Source organism: Nitrosococcus wardiae, assembly GCF_004421105.1.
Classification (GTDB): Bacteria; Pseudomonadota; Gammaproteobacteria; order Nitrosococcales; family Nitrosococcaceae; genus Nitrosococcus; species Nitrosococcus wardiae.
In genome coordinates this window covers 3,467,432-3,483,563 of sequence record NZ_CP038033.1, presented here as the reverse complement: position 1 = coordinate 3,483,563, position 16,132 = coordinate 3,467,432, and the positions used below count along the sequence as shown (strand labels likewise).

The 16,132-nt window shown below is 49.6% G+C and carries 14 protein-coding genes and 2 pseudogenes; 11 read left to right on the top strand and 5 right to left on the bottom strand.

Annotation, left to right across the window (positions count from 1 at the left end):
* Positions 1 to 4: 4 nt before the first annotated feature.
* The 5 genes and pseudogenes from E3U44_RS16425 to E3U44_RS20155 form a co-directional block, all read left to right on the top strand.
* Positions 5 to 1,180: a M20 metallopeptidase family protein gene (locus E3U44_RS16425; protein WP_134359177.1), complete on the top strand. Its 1,176-nt coding sequence runs from the start codon at positions 5 to 7 to the stop codon at positions 1,178 to 1,180.
* Positions 1,164 to 2,303 (top strand): carboxylate-amine ligase, encoded by a 1,140-nt coding sequence (locus E3U44_RS16420; RefSeq protein WP_134359176.1) that lies wholly within the window; start codon positions 1,164 to 1,166, stop codon positions 2,301 to 2,303. The genes E3U44_RS16425 and E3U44_RS16420 overlap by 17 nt, the downstream gene beginning before the upstream one ends.
* Before the next feature lie 273 nt (positions 2,304 to 2,576).
* Positions 2,577 to 2,819 carry a hypothetical protein gene (locus E3U44_RS16415; protein ID WP_134359175.1) on the top strand — a complete coding sequence of 81 codons (243 nt, stop codon included), beginning with the start codon at positions 2,577 to 2,579 and terminating at the stop codon, positions 2,817 to 2,819.
* Between the two features lie 130 nt (positions 2,820 to 2,949).
* Positions 2,950 to 3,156, top strand: a pseudogene (locus tag E3U44_RS16410) (transposase); the annotation flags it as partial.
* Between the two features lie 602 nt (positions 3,157 to 3,758).
* Positions 3,759 to 4,087 (top strand): annotated as a pseudogene (locus E3U44_RS20155) (transposase); the annotation flags it as partial.
* Positions 4,088 to 4,358: 271 nt separating this feature from the next.
* Here the strand turns inward: E3U44_RS20155 and E3U44_RS20800 are convergent.
* The gene (locus E3U44_RS20800) at positions 4,359 to 4,496 is read right to left on the bottom strand and encodes a hypothetical protein (protein WP_476703569.1); all 138 of its coding nucleotides are present in this window, start codon (positions 4,494 to 4,496) and stop codon (positions 4,359 to 4,361) included.
* A 254-nt stretch (positions 4,497 to 4,750) separates the two neighbouring features.
* On the opposite strand from E3U44_RS20800, the gene E3U44_RS16395 reads away from it, so the two are divergent.
* From E3U44_RS16395 to E3U44_RS16375, 5 genes are all read left to right on the top strand, one after another.
* Positions 4,751 to 6,199, top strand: a complete 1,449-nt coding sequence (locus E3U44_RS16395) for an ATPase domain-containing protein (protein WP_134359172.1) — start codon at positions 4,751 to 4,753, stop codon at positions 6,197 to 6,199.
* 17 nt (positions 6,200 to 6,216) lie between these two features.
* Positions 6,217 to 6,582, top strand: coding sequence for a response regulator (locus tag E3U44_RS16390; RefSeq protein ID WP_134359171.1), 366 nt, complete (start codon positions 6,217 to 6,219; stop codon positions 6,580 to 6,582).
* Between the two features lie 51 nt (positions 6,583 to 6,633).
* On the top strand, positions 6,634 to 8,388 hold the full coding sequence (locus E3U44_RS16385) for a putative bifunctional diguanylate cyclase/phosphodiesterase (protein ID WP_134359170.1): 1,755 nt from the start codon (positions 6,634 to 6,636) through the stop codon (positions 8,386 to 8,388).
* A gap of 231 nt (positions 8,389 to 8,619) precedes the next feature.
* Positions 8,620 to 8,886 (top strand): hypothetical protein, encoded by a 267-nt coding sequence (locus E3U44_RS16380; RefSeq protein ID WP_134359169.1) that lies wholly within the window; start codon positions 8,620 to 8,622, stop codon positions 8,884 to 8,886.
* Between the two features lie 20 nt (positions 8,887 to 8,906).
* A complete protein-coding gene (locus E3U44_RS16375; protein WP_134359168.1) occupies positions 8,907 to 10,634 on the top strand; it encodes a DUF885 domain-containing protein in 1,728 nt (575 codons plus the stop codon).
* A 236-nt stretch (positions 10,635 to 10,870) separates the two neighbouring features.
* Here E3U44_RS16375 and E3U44_RS16370 read toward each other — a convergent pair whose 3' ends face one another.
* Positions 10,871 to 11,419, bottom strand: coding sequence for a DUF4184 family protein (locus E3U44_RS16370; protein WP_134359167.1), 549 nt, complete (start codon positions 11,417 to 11,419; stop codon positions 10,871 to 10,873).
* Positions 11,420 to 11,719: 300 nt separating this feature from the next.
* On the opposite strand from E3U44_RS16370, the gene E3U44_RS20720 reads away from it, so the two are divergent.
* Positions 11,720 to 11,974 (top strand): DUF2845 domain-containing protein, encoded by a 255-nt coding sequence (locus E3U44_RS20720; protein ID WP_134359166.1) that lies wholly within the window; start codon positions 11,720 to 11,722, stop codon positions 11,972 to 11,974.
* A gap of 21 nt (positions 11,975 to 11,995) precedes the next feature.
* Here E3U44_RS20720 and E3U44_RS16360 read toward each other — a convergent pair whose 3' ends face one another.
* The 3 genes from E3U44_RS16360 to lon are packed head-to-tail and all read right to left on the bottom strand — an operon-like array spanning position 11,996 to position 16,131.
* Entirely contained in the window at positions 11,996 to 12,994 is a 999-nt protein-coding gene (locus E3U44_RS16360; RefSeq protein WP_134359165.1) for an XdhC family protein, read from the bottom strand.
* Positions 12,991 to 13,758 (bottom strand): SDR family NAD(P)-dependent oxidoreductase, encoded by a 768-nt coding sequence (locus tag E3U44_RS16355; protein WP_166805109.1) that lies wholly within the window; start codon positions 13,756 to 13,758, stop codon positions 12,991 to 12,993. The genes E3U44_RS16360 and E3U44_RS16355 overlap by 4 nt, the downstream gene beginning before the upstream one ends.
* Positions 13,759 to 13,791: 33 nt before the next feature.
* Complete coding sequence (gene lon, locus E3U44_RS16350; RefSeq protein ID WP_134359163.1) at positions 13,792 to 16,131, bottom strand: endopeptidase La; 2,340 nt, start codon at positions 16,129 to 16,131, stop codon at positions 13,792 to 13,794.
* Position 16,132 lies beyond the last annotated feature (1 nt).

The following is a 16,132-nucleotide window of genomic DNA, read 5'->3' as shown; positions in this document are numbered from 1 at the left end:
ACTGATGAGCATGGTAGCGCAGGTTGAGCCAATTTTTCCGAGAATGGTGGAACTAAGGCGAATTTTCCACCAATACCCAGAACTTGCCTTTGAGGAAAAGCGAACTGCTGCAGTTATTATGAAGGAATTGCAGCGCCTTAATATTGCTTTTGAATATGGCGGAGTCGGCGGTGGGGTCCTCGCCCAGATTACCGGTAAAGAGGAGGGGCCAACCGTAGCCTTGCGGGCTGACATGGATGCTCTTCCCGGGGATGAGATGACCGGACTTCCTTTTGCTTCATTGAATAAAGGCAAGATGCACGCCTGCGGCCATGATGGTCATATGGCCATGCTGTTAGGAGCGGCCGCCTTGCTAAAGGAAAATCCCCCGCCCGGCAAGGTAAGACTTATCTTTCAGCCGGCAGAGGAGCGGGGGGCCGGGGCCAAAGTTATGATCAAAGCCGGAGCCCTCAAGGGAGTCAAGGCCATTTTTGGTGGCCATGTGATGCGTCAATTTAAGGTCGGTGAATTCATGGTGGCCCATGGCCTGATTACCGCCCACTCTGACAAATTCACCATTCGGGTGCAGGGACGGGGTGGGCATGGGGCCAGACCCCATGAGGCAGTGGATGCCATCGTGGTGACGGGGCTGCTCATCATGGCGATACAAACCTTAATATCCAGGGAAATTAATCCATTTCATCCTTCGGTGGTTACCATTGGTCAGGTGCAAGCAGGCAGTGCGCCCAATGTGATTGCAGAGGGCGCTCTGCTGCGAGGGACCATCAGGACGACCGACCCTGCCGTGAGAAACCATATTATCCATGGGCTAAAGCGTATGGCCAAGGCCACCGGGGAGCTTCATAATGCTATGATAGACATAGAAATTACGGAAGGTTACCCCCCCGTCATCAATACTGAACGAGAAGCGGAAATTGCCCGCCGAGCCGCGCTCAAGGTGGTGGGGGAGAAGGGATTGATCCCCATTGAGTACCCCAGTATGGGGTCAGAGGATTTTTCCTTTTATCTTCGAGAAGCGCCTGGCTGTTATGTCCGGATAGGTGCTTGCCGTGAGGGGTGGGAAAACATTCCTTTGCATAGTCCTACTTTCGATTTCGATGAAGAAGCTTTAAAAATGGGGGCAGCATTCTTTGATCAGGTGGCGCGGGAAGCCATAGCTGAGTATGGGAAAGAGCCATAAGCATTTGGAGTTTAAAGGCTCTAGAAGGGCTTCTTTAGGGATAGAAATAGAATTTCAACTCCTGGATAAGGAAGGATTGGATCTAGCAGACGGGATCTTACCCCTTATCGAAAGCTATCCTGAGACGCCTTATATCAAGCCGGAGATGAGTCAATGCACTGTGGAGATCAACTCCAAAGTGTGTACCAACCTGCAAGAGTTAGAAACCGATATCATCGCGGTTATGCAAACTTTAGCAGCCCGTTGTCAACAGCAAGATCTGGTCCTGTGTGGTGCGGGAACTCATCCTTTCTCGGTACGTCCTGCCACCATTACGCCCCTACCCCGGTATCGGGGGATGGAAAAACGGGTGGGCTATTTAGCCCATATTTTCAAGACTTTTGCATTTCACATCCATGTGGGCATGCCTTCAGGGGACACGACCCTTGCGGTCATGGCCATGCTTAAACCTTATTTGCCTATTCTCTTGGCCCTGTCCGCTAGCTCCCCCTTTTGGGAAGGGCACCCAACAGGATTTGCCTCTTTTCGCCAACGGGTGTTAGCCATCATGCGGGATTATGGGATTCCGCCTACTTTTCCTCAGTGGAAAGATTTTGTGACATTTTTTGAGAATACTCAAACGGCTGGAGTTTATGGAATTATCCGCGACATTCACTGGGATTTGCGCCCCCGCCCCCAGCTAGGAACTTTAGAAATCAGGGTCATGGATACTCAGCCAACGATTAAGGAGACGATGATGTTGACGGCGCTAGTCCATACCCTGGTCGTTTATCTCCAGCATTGTTGCGAGCAAAAGGAATGTGGTTATTTGCTAATGCCACACCATTGGTGGATGGAAAAGATGAATCATTTCAGAAGTTCCCACGAAGGGGTCGATGCAAATTATATTATTGATGACCAGGGCCACAGCAAGCCTATGAGAGCTATTATTCAAGAACTTTTGACAACTTTAACGCCCACTGCTGAGAAGTTAGGGACAGCTCCCTATTTGAAACGCTTAGAAACCCATATGGAAGAGGGACCGAGCTATCTCCGGCAACGGGAAGTATTTAAAAGAACCGGTTCTTTAAAAGAGGTCGCTGCTGCGCTGGCTCAAGAATTAGAGCAAGAGATTACCCAGTGAACTTTGGGGTCCAAAGTGTATTTGTTGCTCTCTATCAAACAGTAACTTGGTTTGTGTTGGGTTATCACTAGAATTTAGCGGTCATGGCATTCTCGAAGCGGTGGCCCAAAGAGAAATATCTCCTTATTTATTCAATAACTTGTTGTTTTTTTAGGAGAACTCCATCACAGTTGGCACAGGGTGTGCAGCGAGAGGGTTGAGCATAAAAGGCTCAGCGAATTTTAAATTTTAGCTTAACGACTCTTTTTAGCTTGAAGAGGAGGATCCTAGAAGATGGCTATTCTCGTACTTAAAGATCTGCCTGAAGCGCGGGAGCTCAGTCCTGAGGCCCGTGCTGCTGTGGTGGGTGGGTTCCAATTACCCAGCTTAAGCTTAAGTGAGCGAATGCAAGCTCACCCACTCTGGCCATTAACCCCTTCCCCGGAAGTGGCCCCCATGTCCACGAATGGGGAAACCCATAGTCGGACCCAGCATCACTCATTATCAAACACGGTCTCTCAAACTCTTCGTTATTAATCTCGACTGGTCAGGCGATGGGGTTTAGTTTCATCGCCTACCTTTTCAAGATTAATCTTTAGGGACTTACGCAAAAAGTCCGGAGTGGCCATACCCGCAAAGACGAATATCTAATTTTTAGGCAGTAATTAAGCTCTTGCTGCGTAGGCGCTCTCTCATTGAAACCATCCATGATCCACTCAAAAATATTTCCCAAATTGAGCACAGCCGCCATCGCAGCATGGCTAATTTTATGGTTAATTGGGTCGCTGGACTGATAGCCTACACCCATCAGCCGCTCAATCCTTCACTTAACCTGACTAACCAGCAACTTATTCTCTTGGATAAACCCATATAATTATCCAGAATTGACGTCACCTAGAAATTAGGGGACTTAGAGTAAATTTTTGCACGCCCGAGACTGGAAGCCCTACAAAACCAAAGGGTGGTTCCAAAGGGGATGTAATTAGAGACGTCAAATTCACGACAATTTGCTACCAATATATTGACGGTGAAAAGTAAAACCGTCAATTATTCGTTGATATAAACCTTATTTTTCCTACCCCAGATTAATAAATCCTTACTAATATGGCTCGCATTCCAAAAATGGTATTTTTCTTGCTCAATATTAATAGAATTAAGGCAGGGAGTGTGCGAATAAACACCTAAAGTTTGATAAAACTATTGGAGGAGAAAGATATGATCGCGTGGTATTGGTTGATAATCTCTGCTTGGATTGGGATGTTTGTGGGGGTTGGCACAATGGCTCTTTTCATCCACGGAAAAGACGATTAATGAAAGCTATTCCTGTAAATTTTCATAGTCTTTAGGCAGATTATTGCTGCGCCTCTTGAAAGTGGTAAACCCGTTTTCCCAGTGATGAAATGTGCGTGCAATTTCTGTCCGAACGACGATGGTCGAACGGATTTATTTGTTCACGCTGTGGTCATGGGAAAGCCTATGTCCAAGCTGCTGGCGATCTCCTGGCCCACGGTTCACCGAATGTTGCGCAAGTGGCGTCTCGCCATGGGGCATCGTGATAGCCTTTATCGGTTGAGCGAGTGGTGGGAATTCGATGATGCCCTGGTCGGGGGCCAACGTGCGGGAAAGCGGGGCCGGGGCGCCGAGGGAAAAACTCCCATTTGGGTGGCCTGTGAGGACCGGGGCGAGCGCGCGGGCTTTCTGGCCATGGAGGCGGTGAGCCAGGTGACCCACCCCCACGTGGCTGACTTTGTCCAACGCCGATTGGTGCCGCAACACACCGTCTTACCGATGCCTTGCTGGCCCTCACTCGCTTGCAGGGCTGCTAAATTTATTGCCCACGAGCACCCCGCCCGAGCAGGCCAGTCAATGGTGTGGAACTTGGCCCAGGGAAAGATGCTGAAACGCAGATCGGTGGTAGAAGCGTCGAGCGAGTAGAGGTTGTTTTTGAACCGGAAGCCGTGACGAGAAACCCGCCCTTGGCAGCAAGAAAATAGTTTGGCAAATAGCGTTTCGTACAGTGCATAGGGTTGTTTCTCATTAGCCCGGGTCAGAGAGGAGCGGTCGCCGTAGTAGTACCTAGATCATATAGCTTTCTACTGCGCCCCGACAGTTGTGCCAGTGCCATGGAAATAAACTGTGACCAACGGTCATCTTGCGTAACTTCCGGCCCTCATGCTGCTCATTGGCAAGGGTCTCAAATTCATGTCTCGGGATTGGTTTGGGGCACTGATAAAATAAGTATTATGATACGCAAACGCCTTCTATCAAAAAAGTCGATTTTCAGGCCTTTTTCTTTAGCCCTTAGTGAGACATCAATGATAGTAAGGCAACATAGAAAGGCTAAGAAAGGTTAATACAGGGAAGGTCCTTCTAGCAAGCGCCGGTTTTAAGCCGATTAGGAACAGAAAAATGATTCGGTTAATCACAGCCTGCAATTAAAATCACAAGAATGTAATCAGGAGAAGAAAGTGAGCAATACCTCTGAACGTATATCCACAGGGCTTGTAGAACTGGACCCTATTCTCTTTGGAGGCTTTATCAAACAATCCAGTTACTTGATACGCGGGGGGCCAGGTCAAGGAAAAACAACCCTCGGCTTGCATTTTCTTTCTGCTGCGAACCCACAGAATTCCGCGCTTTTTATTGGATTTCAAGAGACTGAAGAACAACTCAGAGCTAATGCTAAAGCGGTGGGAATCGATGTATCAAACATCCATTTTCTCCGTCTATCTCCTGACGAACACTTTTTTACCGATCAACAAGGCTATGATGTTTTTGCTGCCGCCGACGTGGAGCAAGAGCCTTTAGCACAATCGATCATTGAAGCCGTAGAGCGTGCCCTTCCTACCCATGTTTTTATTGATTCTATGACGCAGCTACGTTTTCTTTCGGCTGATATTTATCAATATCGGAAACAAGTCTTATCCTTTCTACGTTATTTCCGAGAGCGGGGCGCGACCGTATTATTTACCTCAGAACTCAGCACGGAACTTCCAGATGATGATCTGCAATTTATCGCCGATGGGGTCATCACTTTAGATACCGCGCCTACAGGTTCTTTTATCCAAGTCTCTAAATTTCGTGGGTCCAATTTCTTACGAGGCCCTCACCAGGTGCGTCTTGGCCATCGTGGTTTAGAGGTCTTTCCCCGACCTTTACCTCCCAAAGCGAATTTCAGCGAGGATGAGCGCTGGCGTTGGAATACCGATATCGAAAAGCTGGATGAAATTTTAGGCGGTGGTCTTGAAGCCGGAACGATTTCGCTCATCACTGGGCCTTCTGGCATCGGTAAATCTACACTCGCCTCCCTTTTTGTGGCTCGTGCTGCGGCGCAAGGCCGGAAAGCGGCAGTCTACTTGTTTGATGAGGAACTTAGCGCGCTACTCCATCGCGCTTCCTCCTTAAAAATAAATTTAAAAGAACCTCTGACCGATGGCCGGCTCAGCATTGAGCAGGTTGAGCCTTTGCGCTATCTCACCGATGAATTTGCGAGATTAGTCATGCGCAAAGTGGAAGAGGAAGATGTAGAGCTGGTTGTATTAGACAGCATCGCAGGTTTTGAACTCACTCTTGGTGGAAGTCATGAGTCCAAAACAGCCATTCATGCCTTGGCTAAGAGCTTGTCCCGGAGGGGGGCATCGGTATTGTTAGTCAATGAAGTCCAAGCCCTGGTCGGACAATTTAGAATTTCTGAGAGAGGCATCAGTTATCTGTCGGATAATGTCATCTTTATGCGTTTTATGGAGGTTGAAGGGGAGTTGAAAAAGCTATTAGGTGTGCTGAAAAAAAGACTCAGTGCGTTTGATACAAGAGTGTATACTTATGAGATCGGCCCCACTGCTTTGTCAATCGGCGCGCCTGTGGGAAAACAAGGTTGGCAGAATGTGCTTGGCGGTCAACAGGCTGTTCACGAATAAATGAAGGAGTAGCCGCCATGCCTGAAATTTTCCTCGTGATGCGCAAGCCGGGTAATATTCGGGTACTATGCCAAGCCTTAGAAGGGCATGGGTATACCTGTACGGGAATAAGCGATAAAAAAGCACTTGAAGCGCGATTTGAGCAGCCTTTATCCCCGGATTTAGCATTGGTCGATGTCTCTGGGTTTGGGGAATCGGTATGGTCCATGTGTGAATTGTTGCAGCACAAGGATGTCCCTTTTATTGTGCTCTCGGCCAAACAGGAGCTGGGCTTAAGCAGTCAAACTTTACGCTACGGTGCCGCTAGCATCTTGGAAAAGCCTATTGTAAAAACCTCCTTATTAAAACTCATTGAGAATATGGCGCATGCAAGCGCACGCTAGCCACTTCCCCATGTTTTCCGCCACGCATTGCGTGATCATCAAGGATTAGTGATGAAAGAACGCACTAAAGTGACTTGGGTGGAGTGGCGTGGACCGGTTCACCCTAGGACAGAGAGCACAGCAGCGGCTAATAAAAACGATGAGTCGAGAAAGAGCCAGGTCATGCTCTTAGTGGAGAGCAGTGGCAATAGAGCTCTATTGACCCAGGATTTATGCCAATTTTGTGACCTTGTGGAACCGAGTGCTCCCTCACTCAACCCACAATCCTTTGATATGGCCATTGTGGATATGGGAGGTTTACGGCGGTGGAAAGTGCAATTACTAGATGCAAAACAGCGCGAAGAACCCGTGTTTCTACCTGTGATACTGATAATTTCTCCCAGCGAGTTAAGATACCCTTTTAAAAAATTTTGGGATGTGATTGACGAGTTTATTATCTCTCCCATTAATCGACAAGAATTTACCGAGCGTGTCTCCATGCTCCTTAGAACTCGCCAGTTGGCGCTAACTCAGCGCTCACACCTGGCTTATCTCGTGAATTACGACCGCCTGACGGGATTACCCAATCAAAACCTGTTCATAGAACATTTAACCGATTCCGTGCGTGATGCTTCAATATTAAATCAGCAAGTGCACGTCACTGTGGTCCATATTCCGCTATCACGCACGATGAAATCGTTAGGCCATCGTGGTTTAGAGCGGGTCGCCTCCAACTGTTCAACACGCCTAGTGGTTTTGTTGCGTGAGGAAGTATTGGTAGCCCGATTAACCACAGAAGAATGGGGGTTAATTCACAGGCCCGGTGAAACATTGAACCGTGTTCTCGAAATTTGTGGGCGTATTCAGCTTCTGGCCGATGACTCTATCCCTGTCAGAGGGGAGCATATTCATTTGGCCCCGCGCATCGGTATTGGGGTTTACCCGGATGACAGTTCCGATGCAAATGGCACTCTCGACTGTGCCATGGCGGCTCTATCGGAGGCCAAGGGGGCTATCCCGGTTTTTTATTCGCGCCAGATTCAACACGAAGCATTACGATTTATCCGGACTGAATCGAGGTTGCATGAAGCCCTGAACAAAGAGCAGTTTGAGTTATGGTTCCAACCTCAGATAAGTTTTAAAAGCGGAATACCTGTTGGGGTTGAGGCATTAGTACGCTGGCGTCTCCCTAGCGGAGAATACGTACCGCCCAATGAGTTTTTGACAGTTGCTGCCTCAACGGGGCAAATCCAGAGGATTGATCGATGGGTGCTCGAAAAAGCCTGTGCCACCATGGATGCATGGCGCCATGATAATCTAAGGTTAGAACGTGTTTCAGTGAATGTGACCGTTGAAGATATTGATGCTCCAGATTTCGTAGAGTTCGTTCAAAAGATACTCCATCAATACCAACTACCGCCCCCTTCTCTGGAGCTAGAATTGACTGAAACGGCGCTTTTTGAGACCAACACTAAAAATCTCAAAAAACTCAATTTACTTCGCTCCGATGGTATCAGCATCGCTGTGGATGATTTTGGTAAGGGTTATTCATCTCTGAATTACTTACATAAACTGCCCATTACCACGTTGAAAATAGATAAAGAGTTTGTGGAAAATGTTATGAATAGCTCGACCAGTGCGGCAATTGTGGAGACCATTGTATGGCTCGCCAAAAAATTTAAATTAGAAACCGTAGCTGAAGGTATTGAAACTAAAGACCAGGCTGAGTTTCTTCGCTCACTCGGTGTCACAACAGCACAAGGTTTCTTTTATGGTCGGCCTATGCCTGAATCAAAATTGCGAAAATGGATTAAAGATAACCACTAACAAGTTTGAGCTACCGTGAAAAAAACAGACTCTCCTGAGGAGTACCTGGTTGATAAAGTCAAAGGAAAAGAGCTAGCGACTCCGGCCAGAATGTTCAAGAAAATAAGGAGAACAAAATAAACGAGCATGACGTCTAATATAGAAAAAATTTTCGCTGAGGGTGTTAAACGGTTACGCAAAAATTTGGGGCGATGGAAATTATTCTGGGCACACTCTTCAAGGGTGGGCGGCGTGGTTAAAGAAATTCAGGTTCGAGCGGTCCGAAAAAACCGGCCCGGCTTTTACCGGACTAGACATATTGTCAATCCGTCCCTGGAAGCTCGACGTCATCTTGCCACACTCGGCTTTCCTGCCTGGCGGGTGTTCATTGGTCTGCGTGGGCCCACCGGATCCACGGTCCCGGCTCCCCCCTGCCGTCGACGGTCTGTCACGCTGACCTCAAGCCCAACGGGAATCCATCTAAATGGGAAACGCTATAATGGTAGTAATGCTTGGTAGTAGGCGATAAGGGGGCCAAAATGAGAAAAACTTTTGCTTTCCTTTCAGGGGGGACAGTTGTTTTCTTTTTGACTTTACTCCTGTTTTTTGCAGGCACTCCAGAGGCACGAGCGGCAGAAAATAAGACCGGCTGGGAGGCCTTTGTTGACAATTTCATTGAAGGGTATTTTGTGGCCAATCCTGACTTTGCCGTTCGTGCTGGTCGACATGAGTTTGATGGCAAACTTCCTGACTGGAGTCCAGAAGCCCTTGCCAAAGAGGTCAAGCGCCTGCGGTCGAAACGTCAACGGGCCCTTGCTTTTGATTCAGATTCCTTAACGGCAAGTCAGCGCGTTGAGCGTGATTATTTAGTTGCCTGGATTGATAAGGATCTCTTCTGGCTGGAAACCTCGGAATGGCCTTATAAAAATCCAGCATTCTATACTCAAGAGCTTGATCCCAATGTTTACCTTAGCCGCCCCTATGCTCCGCTAGAAGAGCGTATGCGGGCTTATATTGCTTACACCAAAGCAATTCCCACCGCAGCCAAACAAATTCGCCATAATCTGAGGACACCGCTGCCACGAACCTATGTGGACATTGGCGAGAAGGTATTCGGGGGTCTCGCCGCTTACTATGAAAAAGATGCGCCGGCCATTTTCAGCGCCGTTGATAACGCGCAACTGCAGAGAAAATTCCGGGCAGCCAACAAGCAAGCCATTCAAGCCATGAAGGAATTGCAACAATGGTTGCAGGCACAACGGGCCAATGCTACCAATGATTTTGCTTTAGGTGCGCCTCTTTTTCGGGCCCTGTTGCGGGAGACCGAGCGAGTGGAGGTGCCTATTGAGCGGTTAGAGAAGATAGGGCGCCAGGATCTTGAGCGCAATCTGGCCGCACTGCGGAAGGCATGTGGAGATTATGCCCCCGGCAAGACAATACCGAAATGCATTGAAAAAGCCCGGGCGGTAAAACCTGAAAGAGGTCCTGTAGAGGAGGCACGTCGCCAGCTCCAAGAACTTAAAGCCTTTGTCATGGCTAAAGATTTAGTCACGATTCCAGGCACAGAGCAAGCCCAGGTGGAGCCTTCCCCCCCTTATATGCAATGGAATTTTGCCTATATTGATATCCCTGGTCCTTTTGATAAAGCGTTGCCTTCTGTTTACTATGTGGCGCCGCCTGATCCGTCCTGGTCTAAGGAAGAACAAGAGGCCTACATTCCGGATAAGGCGGATCTATTGTTTGTCTCGATCCATGAAGTTTGGCCGGGCCATTTTTTACAGTTTTTACATTCCAACCGGGTGGCTTCCCCGGTGGGAAAACTTTTCGTGGGTTACGGTTTTGCCGAAGGTTGGGCCCACTATGCGGAGGAATTGATGTGGGAGGCTGGGCTAGGCAATGGCGATCCAGAAATTCATATCGGTCAATTGCTCAATGCCCTCTTGCGAAATGTGCGCTACCTTTCCGCCATTGGCTTGCACGCTCAAAGGATGACTTTAGAAGAATCAGAACAGATGTTTCGGGAATTTGCCTATCAGGATGCAGGCACGGCAAGGCAGCAGGCAGCGCGGGGAACGTTTGATCCGGCCTATATCACCTATACCTTGGGGAAGTTGATGATTAAGAAGTTACGGGAAGAATGGACCGCTTCCCGGGGAGGCCGCGAAGGGTGGCGGACATTTCACGACAAATTTCTTTCCTATGGTGGGCCCCCCATTCCATTAATTCGCAAAGAAATGCTGGGGAGTAGTGCAGGTTCTCCCCTCTAACTTTGGCTTCTCCCGGATAATTCATAAGATCACCACCAAAGGCAGGAAGAAGACAAAGAATTTGGTGGTGAAAAACCCCATCTAACTCTTGCTCACAAACCATAAACCCCTCTATCGGGGAAGGAGTTGTGGTGTTCCGCAAACCCGCTTTTGCTTGTTAGTAAAAAGGTTTGCGGGACACCACTTGTTCAGGTGAGTTAATATCCCCTATTTTCTGCTGATTGCTTAACCCCTTGCTATTCTTTTTCTGTTTCCGTGGTGTCTATTTCTAAGACTTCTCTGGTTTCCCAGAATAACCATAAAACGATAATACCTAAGCCTCCGCACATAATACAGAACATATGCAGATGAAAATCGCTAATAGCCCCCCAGAAGCCATTGACTAATGAAAATGGGGCAAAAGGTTGCATGTCGGCGTGCATGATACTATCCATCAGGATATGACTATAAGCGCCAAATGCGGCGGCTATAGCTGCTGCTCTCCATGAAATTTTAGGCGTAACATAAAGCCAATGATAATATTTTTCTTTAAGCAAGGTGTTCCATAATTTCATTCCCCACTGGCATAGCGGTCTACCCACTAGAACGGCAAACACAATAATCAAGGTAGCGCCAAGATAGGTATGGAGGAAGCGATGAACTGGTGATTCATTCTTGATAAGAAAATATAGTGCCTCCGTATCAATAGCTAATTGGGTAAAAACAAACACGGGAAAACTGAAATACTGTGGTGTCACAGATTTCATCTGTAAGCCTAAGCCAAGATGTATGATAGTAGCTGGCATGGTCCAACTCCCTACAAATTAATGGTAAGTGCCCGTACATAAAGGCTCCTGGTATTTTGAGATGAGCCGGTGGTGGGAAGCAGGATTGCTCAGAAAATCTCAGCAGCTCACTTTCGACGGTCCCAAGAGCTTATATGCCGAGGTAATTTAGCTCACTAGATATCACTGCGATCCGCCAAAGGGAGGACCACGTTATTAGATTTTTACACCGAATTTAAAAAATTGACAACCCGCATGAGTAATGATGGTCTACCCTAAAAAGTAATCCTAGGCTTAAATCGTTTGCAGGAGGCAATAGCAATGAAAGGGTATAGCCTAATTTTTGCTGGCCTATTCGCTACCAGCATTCATGCAGGCACCAGCGTACGATGTGGGAAATGGATTCTTGAGAGCGGTGTGGGAACATCCAATTATACGGTACTGAGAAAATGTGGTGAGCCCACATTTAAGGACAGTAACCGCTGGATTTACGATACCGATTCTAGAAAGCTCATAAAAATCCTTCATTTTCACGGGGGTAAGCTAGAGTTTATTAGAGATGAGATCCGGCCTTAGCCTTCTCGGAACTGATTTTATTCATAGGTACTTATCATGGCCTGTTGCCAAAGCTTGTTTAGTGGAGGTGGTAATGGAGTGCTCCCGGGCGTGGCGTAAGGCAGTGATCTCGGCGAGGATCGAAAGCGCGATTTCAGCCGGCGTGTGGGCGTTGATAGGCAGACCGGCTGGAGTGTGAAGGCGGGAAAGTTGTACCGGAGTCCACTCAAAGCGGTGGGCGGGTGATTCCTGGGAGTGCTCATTGCTCATTGGAGCGCCGAGGGCGCCCACATAGAAAATTTCTGATTCCAGCGCTACCCCTAGCGCCATTTCATCCAGTTTGGGGTCATGAGTCATGGCCACCATAGCGCTACAGGGGTCGAGAGCGAATTCTTTTACTATATCGCCTGGCACGCGGGTGCGTAATTCTGTGCCAGGGAGATCCCAAGAATGGGCATATTCGGGGCGGGGCTCGCAGACGATTACCTCATACTCTAGGGCCAAGGCCATCTGGGCCAAGTAATGGGCAGGGGCCGTTGCGCCGATGAGCAGCAGGCGCCAACGGGGGCTATAGATCGTGATGAGGGTCTTGCCGTTAAAGTGCAGCTGGCTGTCCGGTTGACCTGGAAATGTTTCCGCATAACCACTGCCCATATCTAGATGTCGGCAGACCACCTCTCGGCGTTCAATCGCGGCAAGTATTTGTTTTAAGCTGTCCGGGGAGCGCACTGGTTCAATCACCAGTTGCAGGGTTCCCTCGCAGGGTAAGGGACGATTGCGAGGAGGCTCGGCATTGGCCCCATAAGTGATGATTTCAGGCCGACAGGGTGATTCAATAGGCAGGCGCTTACGCAGGTCCTCTTCGACCCAGCCCGCAAAGAGGGAACCGGCTGAGCGTCCCTTGCTGCTGACGGCTAACTGAGCGCTTATCGGAGGGAGTGAGGAGCCCCAAGTTTTCACTACCGTGACTAGAAATCCATGCTGGCCTGCTGCCAACCAGCGGACAAGGCGCTGTAGAATTTCCTGATGAACGTTGTTCATGAGACCATCCCGCCGTTGATATTAAGATGCTGGCCCGTAATAAAGGAAGCCTCGTCGGAAACAAGATATAAGGCGGCATAGGCTACGTCTTCGGGAGTGCCGAAACGTTGTAAGGGGGTGGCTTCGACCACTGCTTGGTAAGCCTCAGACGCCATGGCTTCTTTGGCAAAAGAAGTTTCTATCCAACCAGGCGCCAATTCATTGACCCGGACTTCTGGAGCATAGGAGCGGGCGAGGCTTTTACTAAAGCTCAACACCCCCCCTTTGACCGCAGCAAACATCTCCGGGTTAGGGTCGGGCATACCATGTAGTACGTGGTCCCAGGACATATTGAGAATCACCCCGCCGCCAGCTTTTTTCATTAAAGGCGCTATCCGCCAACAACACAGAATAGTGCCTCGCAGGTCAACGGCAATGAGCTGGTCTAGTTTTTCCCTGTGGCTAAGCTGAGGTCCTGGTCCCGTGAGGATATCGGCTCCCGCATTGTTGACCCAGATATGGATTCGACCTAGTGTTTCCAGGGCAGAGTTGACCAAGCGATCTATCTCTTCACTTTTGGAAATATCCGCTTGAATTGCCCTAGCTTGGCCGCCGTTGCGGATAATTTCCTCGACCACCTCTTCAGCTTGGGCCTTGGAGCGGCGGTAGTTGACAATCACCTGCCCCCCGTGGCGGGCAAACAGGAGAGCTATCGCCCGTCCGATGCCGCTACTGGCACCGGTCACCACGGCAGTTTTATTGGCGAGGCGTTGTTCGCAGGTCACGGGGGCATGCGATCTATAAATGTAAAATCCCCATTAGGCGGCTCCTCGGTTATGCAACCGGTTCAACTCCGGGATAGCGGCAGTGAGTACCTCTTCGATCCGTTCAGCGAGAATGAACTGGATGCTTTGCCGGACATGTTCAGGGAGTTCCCGGAGATCTTTTTCATTTTCCTTGGGAAGGATAACCTGCCGGATGCCACCCCGGTGAGCGGCGAGCACTTTTTCCTTAATACCGCCCACGGGAAGGACTAAGCCGCTCAGGGTAATTTCCCCCGTCATTGCCGTATCGTTACGCACGGGCCAATGGGTATAGGCAGAGGTAAGTGCTGTGGCCATAGTGACTCCCGCCGAGGGACCATCCTTAGGAATGGCGCCCGCCGGAACATGAATATGAACTCCCGATTCTCGGACGGTTTTTTGATTAATTTTAAATTCCTCGGTGTGGGACCAGAGATAGCTTTGTGCGGCTTTTGCCGATTCTTGCATGATATTGCCGAGCTGCCCTGTCAAAGTCAGCCCCTTACCTTCCGGCAGGAGGGCCGCTTCCACGTACAGGATATCGCCGCCGGCCTCAGTCCACGCAAGACCCGCCGCTACTCCTGGGGGGAGTTGCTGACGCACCTCTTCGGCGAAGAACCGTTCTGGTCCTAGTAATTCAACCAGTTCCTTGGGCGTGACCGTTACGGGTTGAGTTTGGCCCGCAGCGACCTGGGTGGCCACTTTGCGGGCAATCCGTCCTAATACGCGCTCTAGCTCGCGCACCCCCGCTTCCCGGGTATAGCGGCGGATAAGGTAACTCAACGTTTCATCGGGGATGGAAAGCTGGATTTCCGAGAGACCGGCTTCTCTAATTTGCCGCCCAATCAGATAACGGCGGGCAATATGTTGTTTTTCCTCGTCACTGTAGCCGGGTAGCCGTAGGACCTCCATTCGGTCCAGCAGGGGACGGGGGATGGTATCCAAGGTATTGGCGGTAGTGACAAAGAAAACCTTAGAGAGGTCAAAGGGCAGGTCCAAGTAATTGTCATGGAATTCCACGTTTTGGGCAGGATCAAGAACCTCCAATAATGCCGCCGCCGGATCACCGCGAAAATCCCGGCCTAATTTGTCAATTTCATCCAGCATTAGGAGAGGATTTTTGTACCCGGCACGGCGGATGGCGCGAACGATCCGGCCGGGCATGGCGCCAATATAGGTGCGGCGGTGGCCCCGCAGCTCGGCTTCATCGTGCAAGCCGCCAAGGCTCATGCGCTCGAATTTCCGCCCCAAGGCGCGGGCAATGGACTGTCCCACTGAGGTCTTACCGACTCCCGGAGGGCCCACGAAGCAAAGGATGGGGGATTTTGCTTCGGGGTTGAGTTTCATCACTGCCAGGTGTTCGATGATCCGTTCTTTAACATCTTCTAGGTCGAAATGGTCCTCATCGAGGATCTCGCGAGCCCTCTTCAGATCTAAGCGATCTTCGGTGGTTTTATTCCAGGGCAGTTCGAGGGCCAGTTCCACATAACCGCGGGTCAACTGATAATCGGGGGCAGCCGAAGGCATCCGTTCCAATCGGGTAAGTTCTTTTTCCACTTCTTTACGCACCAGTTCGGGGAGCTCGGTCTCTTCCATTCGCCGGCGCAATTCGCTGATTTCGGCCTGTTCAGGGTTTTTCTCTCCCAACTCTTCTTGGATGGCTTCTAACTGTTGGCGCAGCACATATTCCCGCTGCTTTTTATCTATCTCGGTCTGGGCTGTGCTGGTGATTTTTTGACGCACCTCCAAGACCTGCACTTCATGGTTGAGGTAACGGTACATCAAATGCAAGGCTTCAGCTTGGGTGGAGGCCCCCAGCAGTTCTTTCTCCTTGTCAAAATCCAGCGACAGGACAGAGGTGAGGAGATAGATCTGGTGAAGGGGTTTTTCGACGTCGGAAATGATGTGGTGAATACTGACTTGAACCTGGGGTTGTACCAGTTCGATCATTCTGCCAGCAAGCTCGATGACGGTTCGGTGCAAGGCTTCGATTTCAGTACCCGTATCTGAGGGTTCAGAGAGGGTGGCGACTTTCAGGGAAAGATAAGGTTCTGATTGGGCCACTTCCAACCGTTCCACGCGCTCTATTCCCTGCACTAGAATTTGGACCGTGTCCCCGCTGCGGGCCATCTTTTTGATTATGCCCACCGTGCCAAAGCGGAACAGATCGTCTTCTGTCGGTTCTTCGGTCCGGGGATTGGTTTGGGGAAAAACGGCAATCAGTTTATCTTCGCTGGCCAGTGCGGTCTCCACTGCAGCTATGGATCCTGAGCGTCCCACTGAGAGGGGAAGAACCAAGTGGGGAAAGAGGACAGTATTTTTTAGCGGCAGTGTTGGATAGGTGCTGTGTTCCATA

Coding starts and splice junctions, on each gene's coding strand:
- E3U44_RS16360 (WP_134359165.1), bottom strand. CDS start 12,994: ATGAACAACGTTCATCAGGAAATTCTACAGCGCCTTGTCCGCTGGTTG.
- E3U44_RS16425 (WP_134359177.1), top strand. CDS start 5: ATGAGCATGGTAGCGCAGGTTGAGCCAATTTTTCCGAGAATGGTGGAA.
- E3U44_RS16415 (WP_134359175.1), top strand. CDS start 2,577: ATGGCTATTCTCGTACTTAAAGATCTGCCTGAAGCGCGGGAGCTCAGT.
- E3U44_RS16370 (WP_134359167.1), bottom strand. CDS start 11,419: ATGCCAGCTACTATCATACATCTTGGCTTAGGCTTACAGATGAAATCT.
- E3U44_RS20720 (WP_134359166.1), top strand. CDS start 11,720: ATGAAAGGGTATAGCCTAATTTTTGCTGGCCTATTCGCTACCAGCATT.
- E3U44_RS16385 (WP_134359170.1), top strand. CDS start 6,634: ATGAAAGAACGCACTAAAGTGACTTGGGTGGAGTGGCGTGGACCGGTT.
- E3U44_RS16420 (WP_134359176.1), top strand. CDS start 1,164: ATGGGAAAGAGCCATAAGCATTTGGAGTTTAAAGGCTCTAGAAGGGCT.
- lon (WP_134359163.1), bottom strand. CDS start 16,131: ATGGAACACAGCACCTATCCAACACTGCCGCTAAAAAATACTGTCCTC.
- E3U44_RS16390 (WP_134359171.1), top strand. CDS start 6,217: ATGCCTGAAATTTTCCTCGTGATGCGCAAGCCGGGTAATATTCGGGTA.
- E3U44_RS16375 (WP_134359168.1), top strand. CDS start 8,907: ATGAGAAAAACTTTTGCTTTCCTTTCAGGGGGGACAGTTGTTTTCTTT.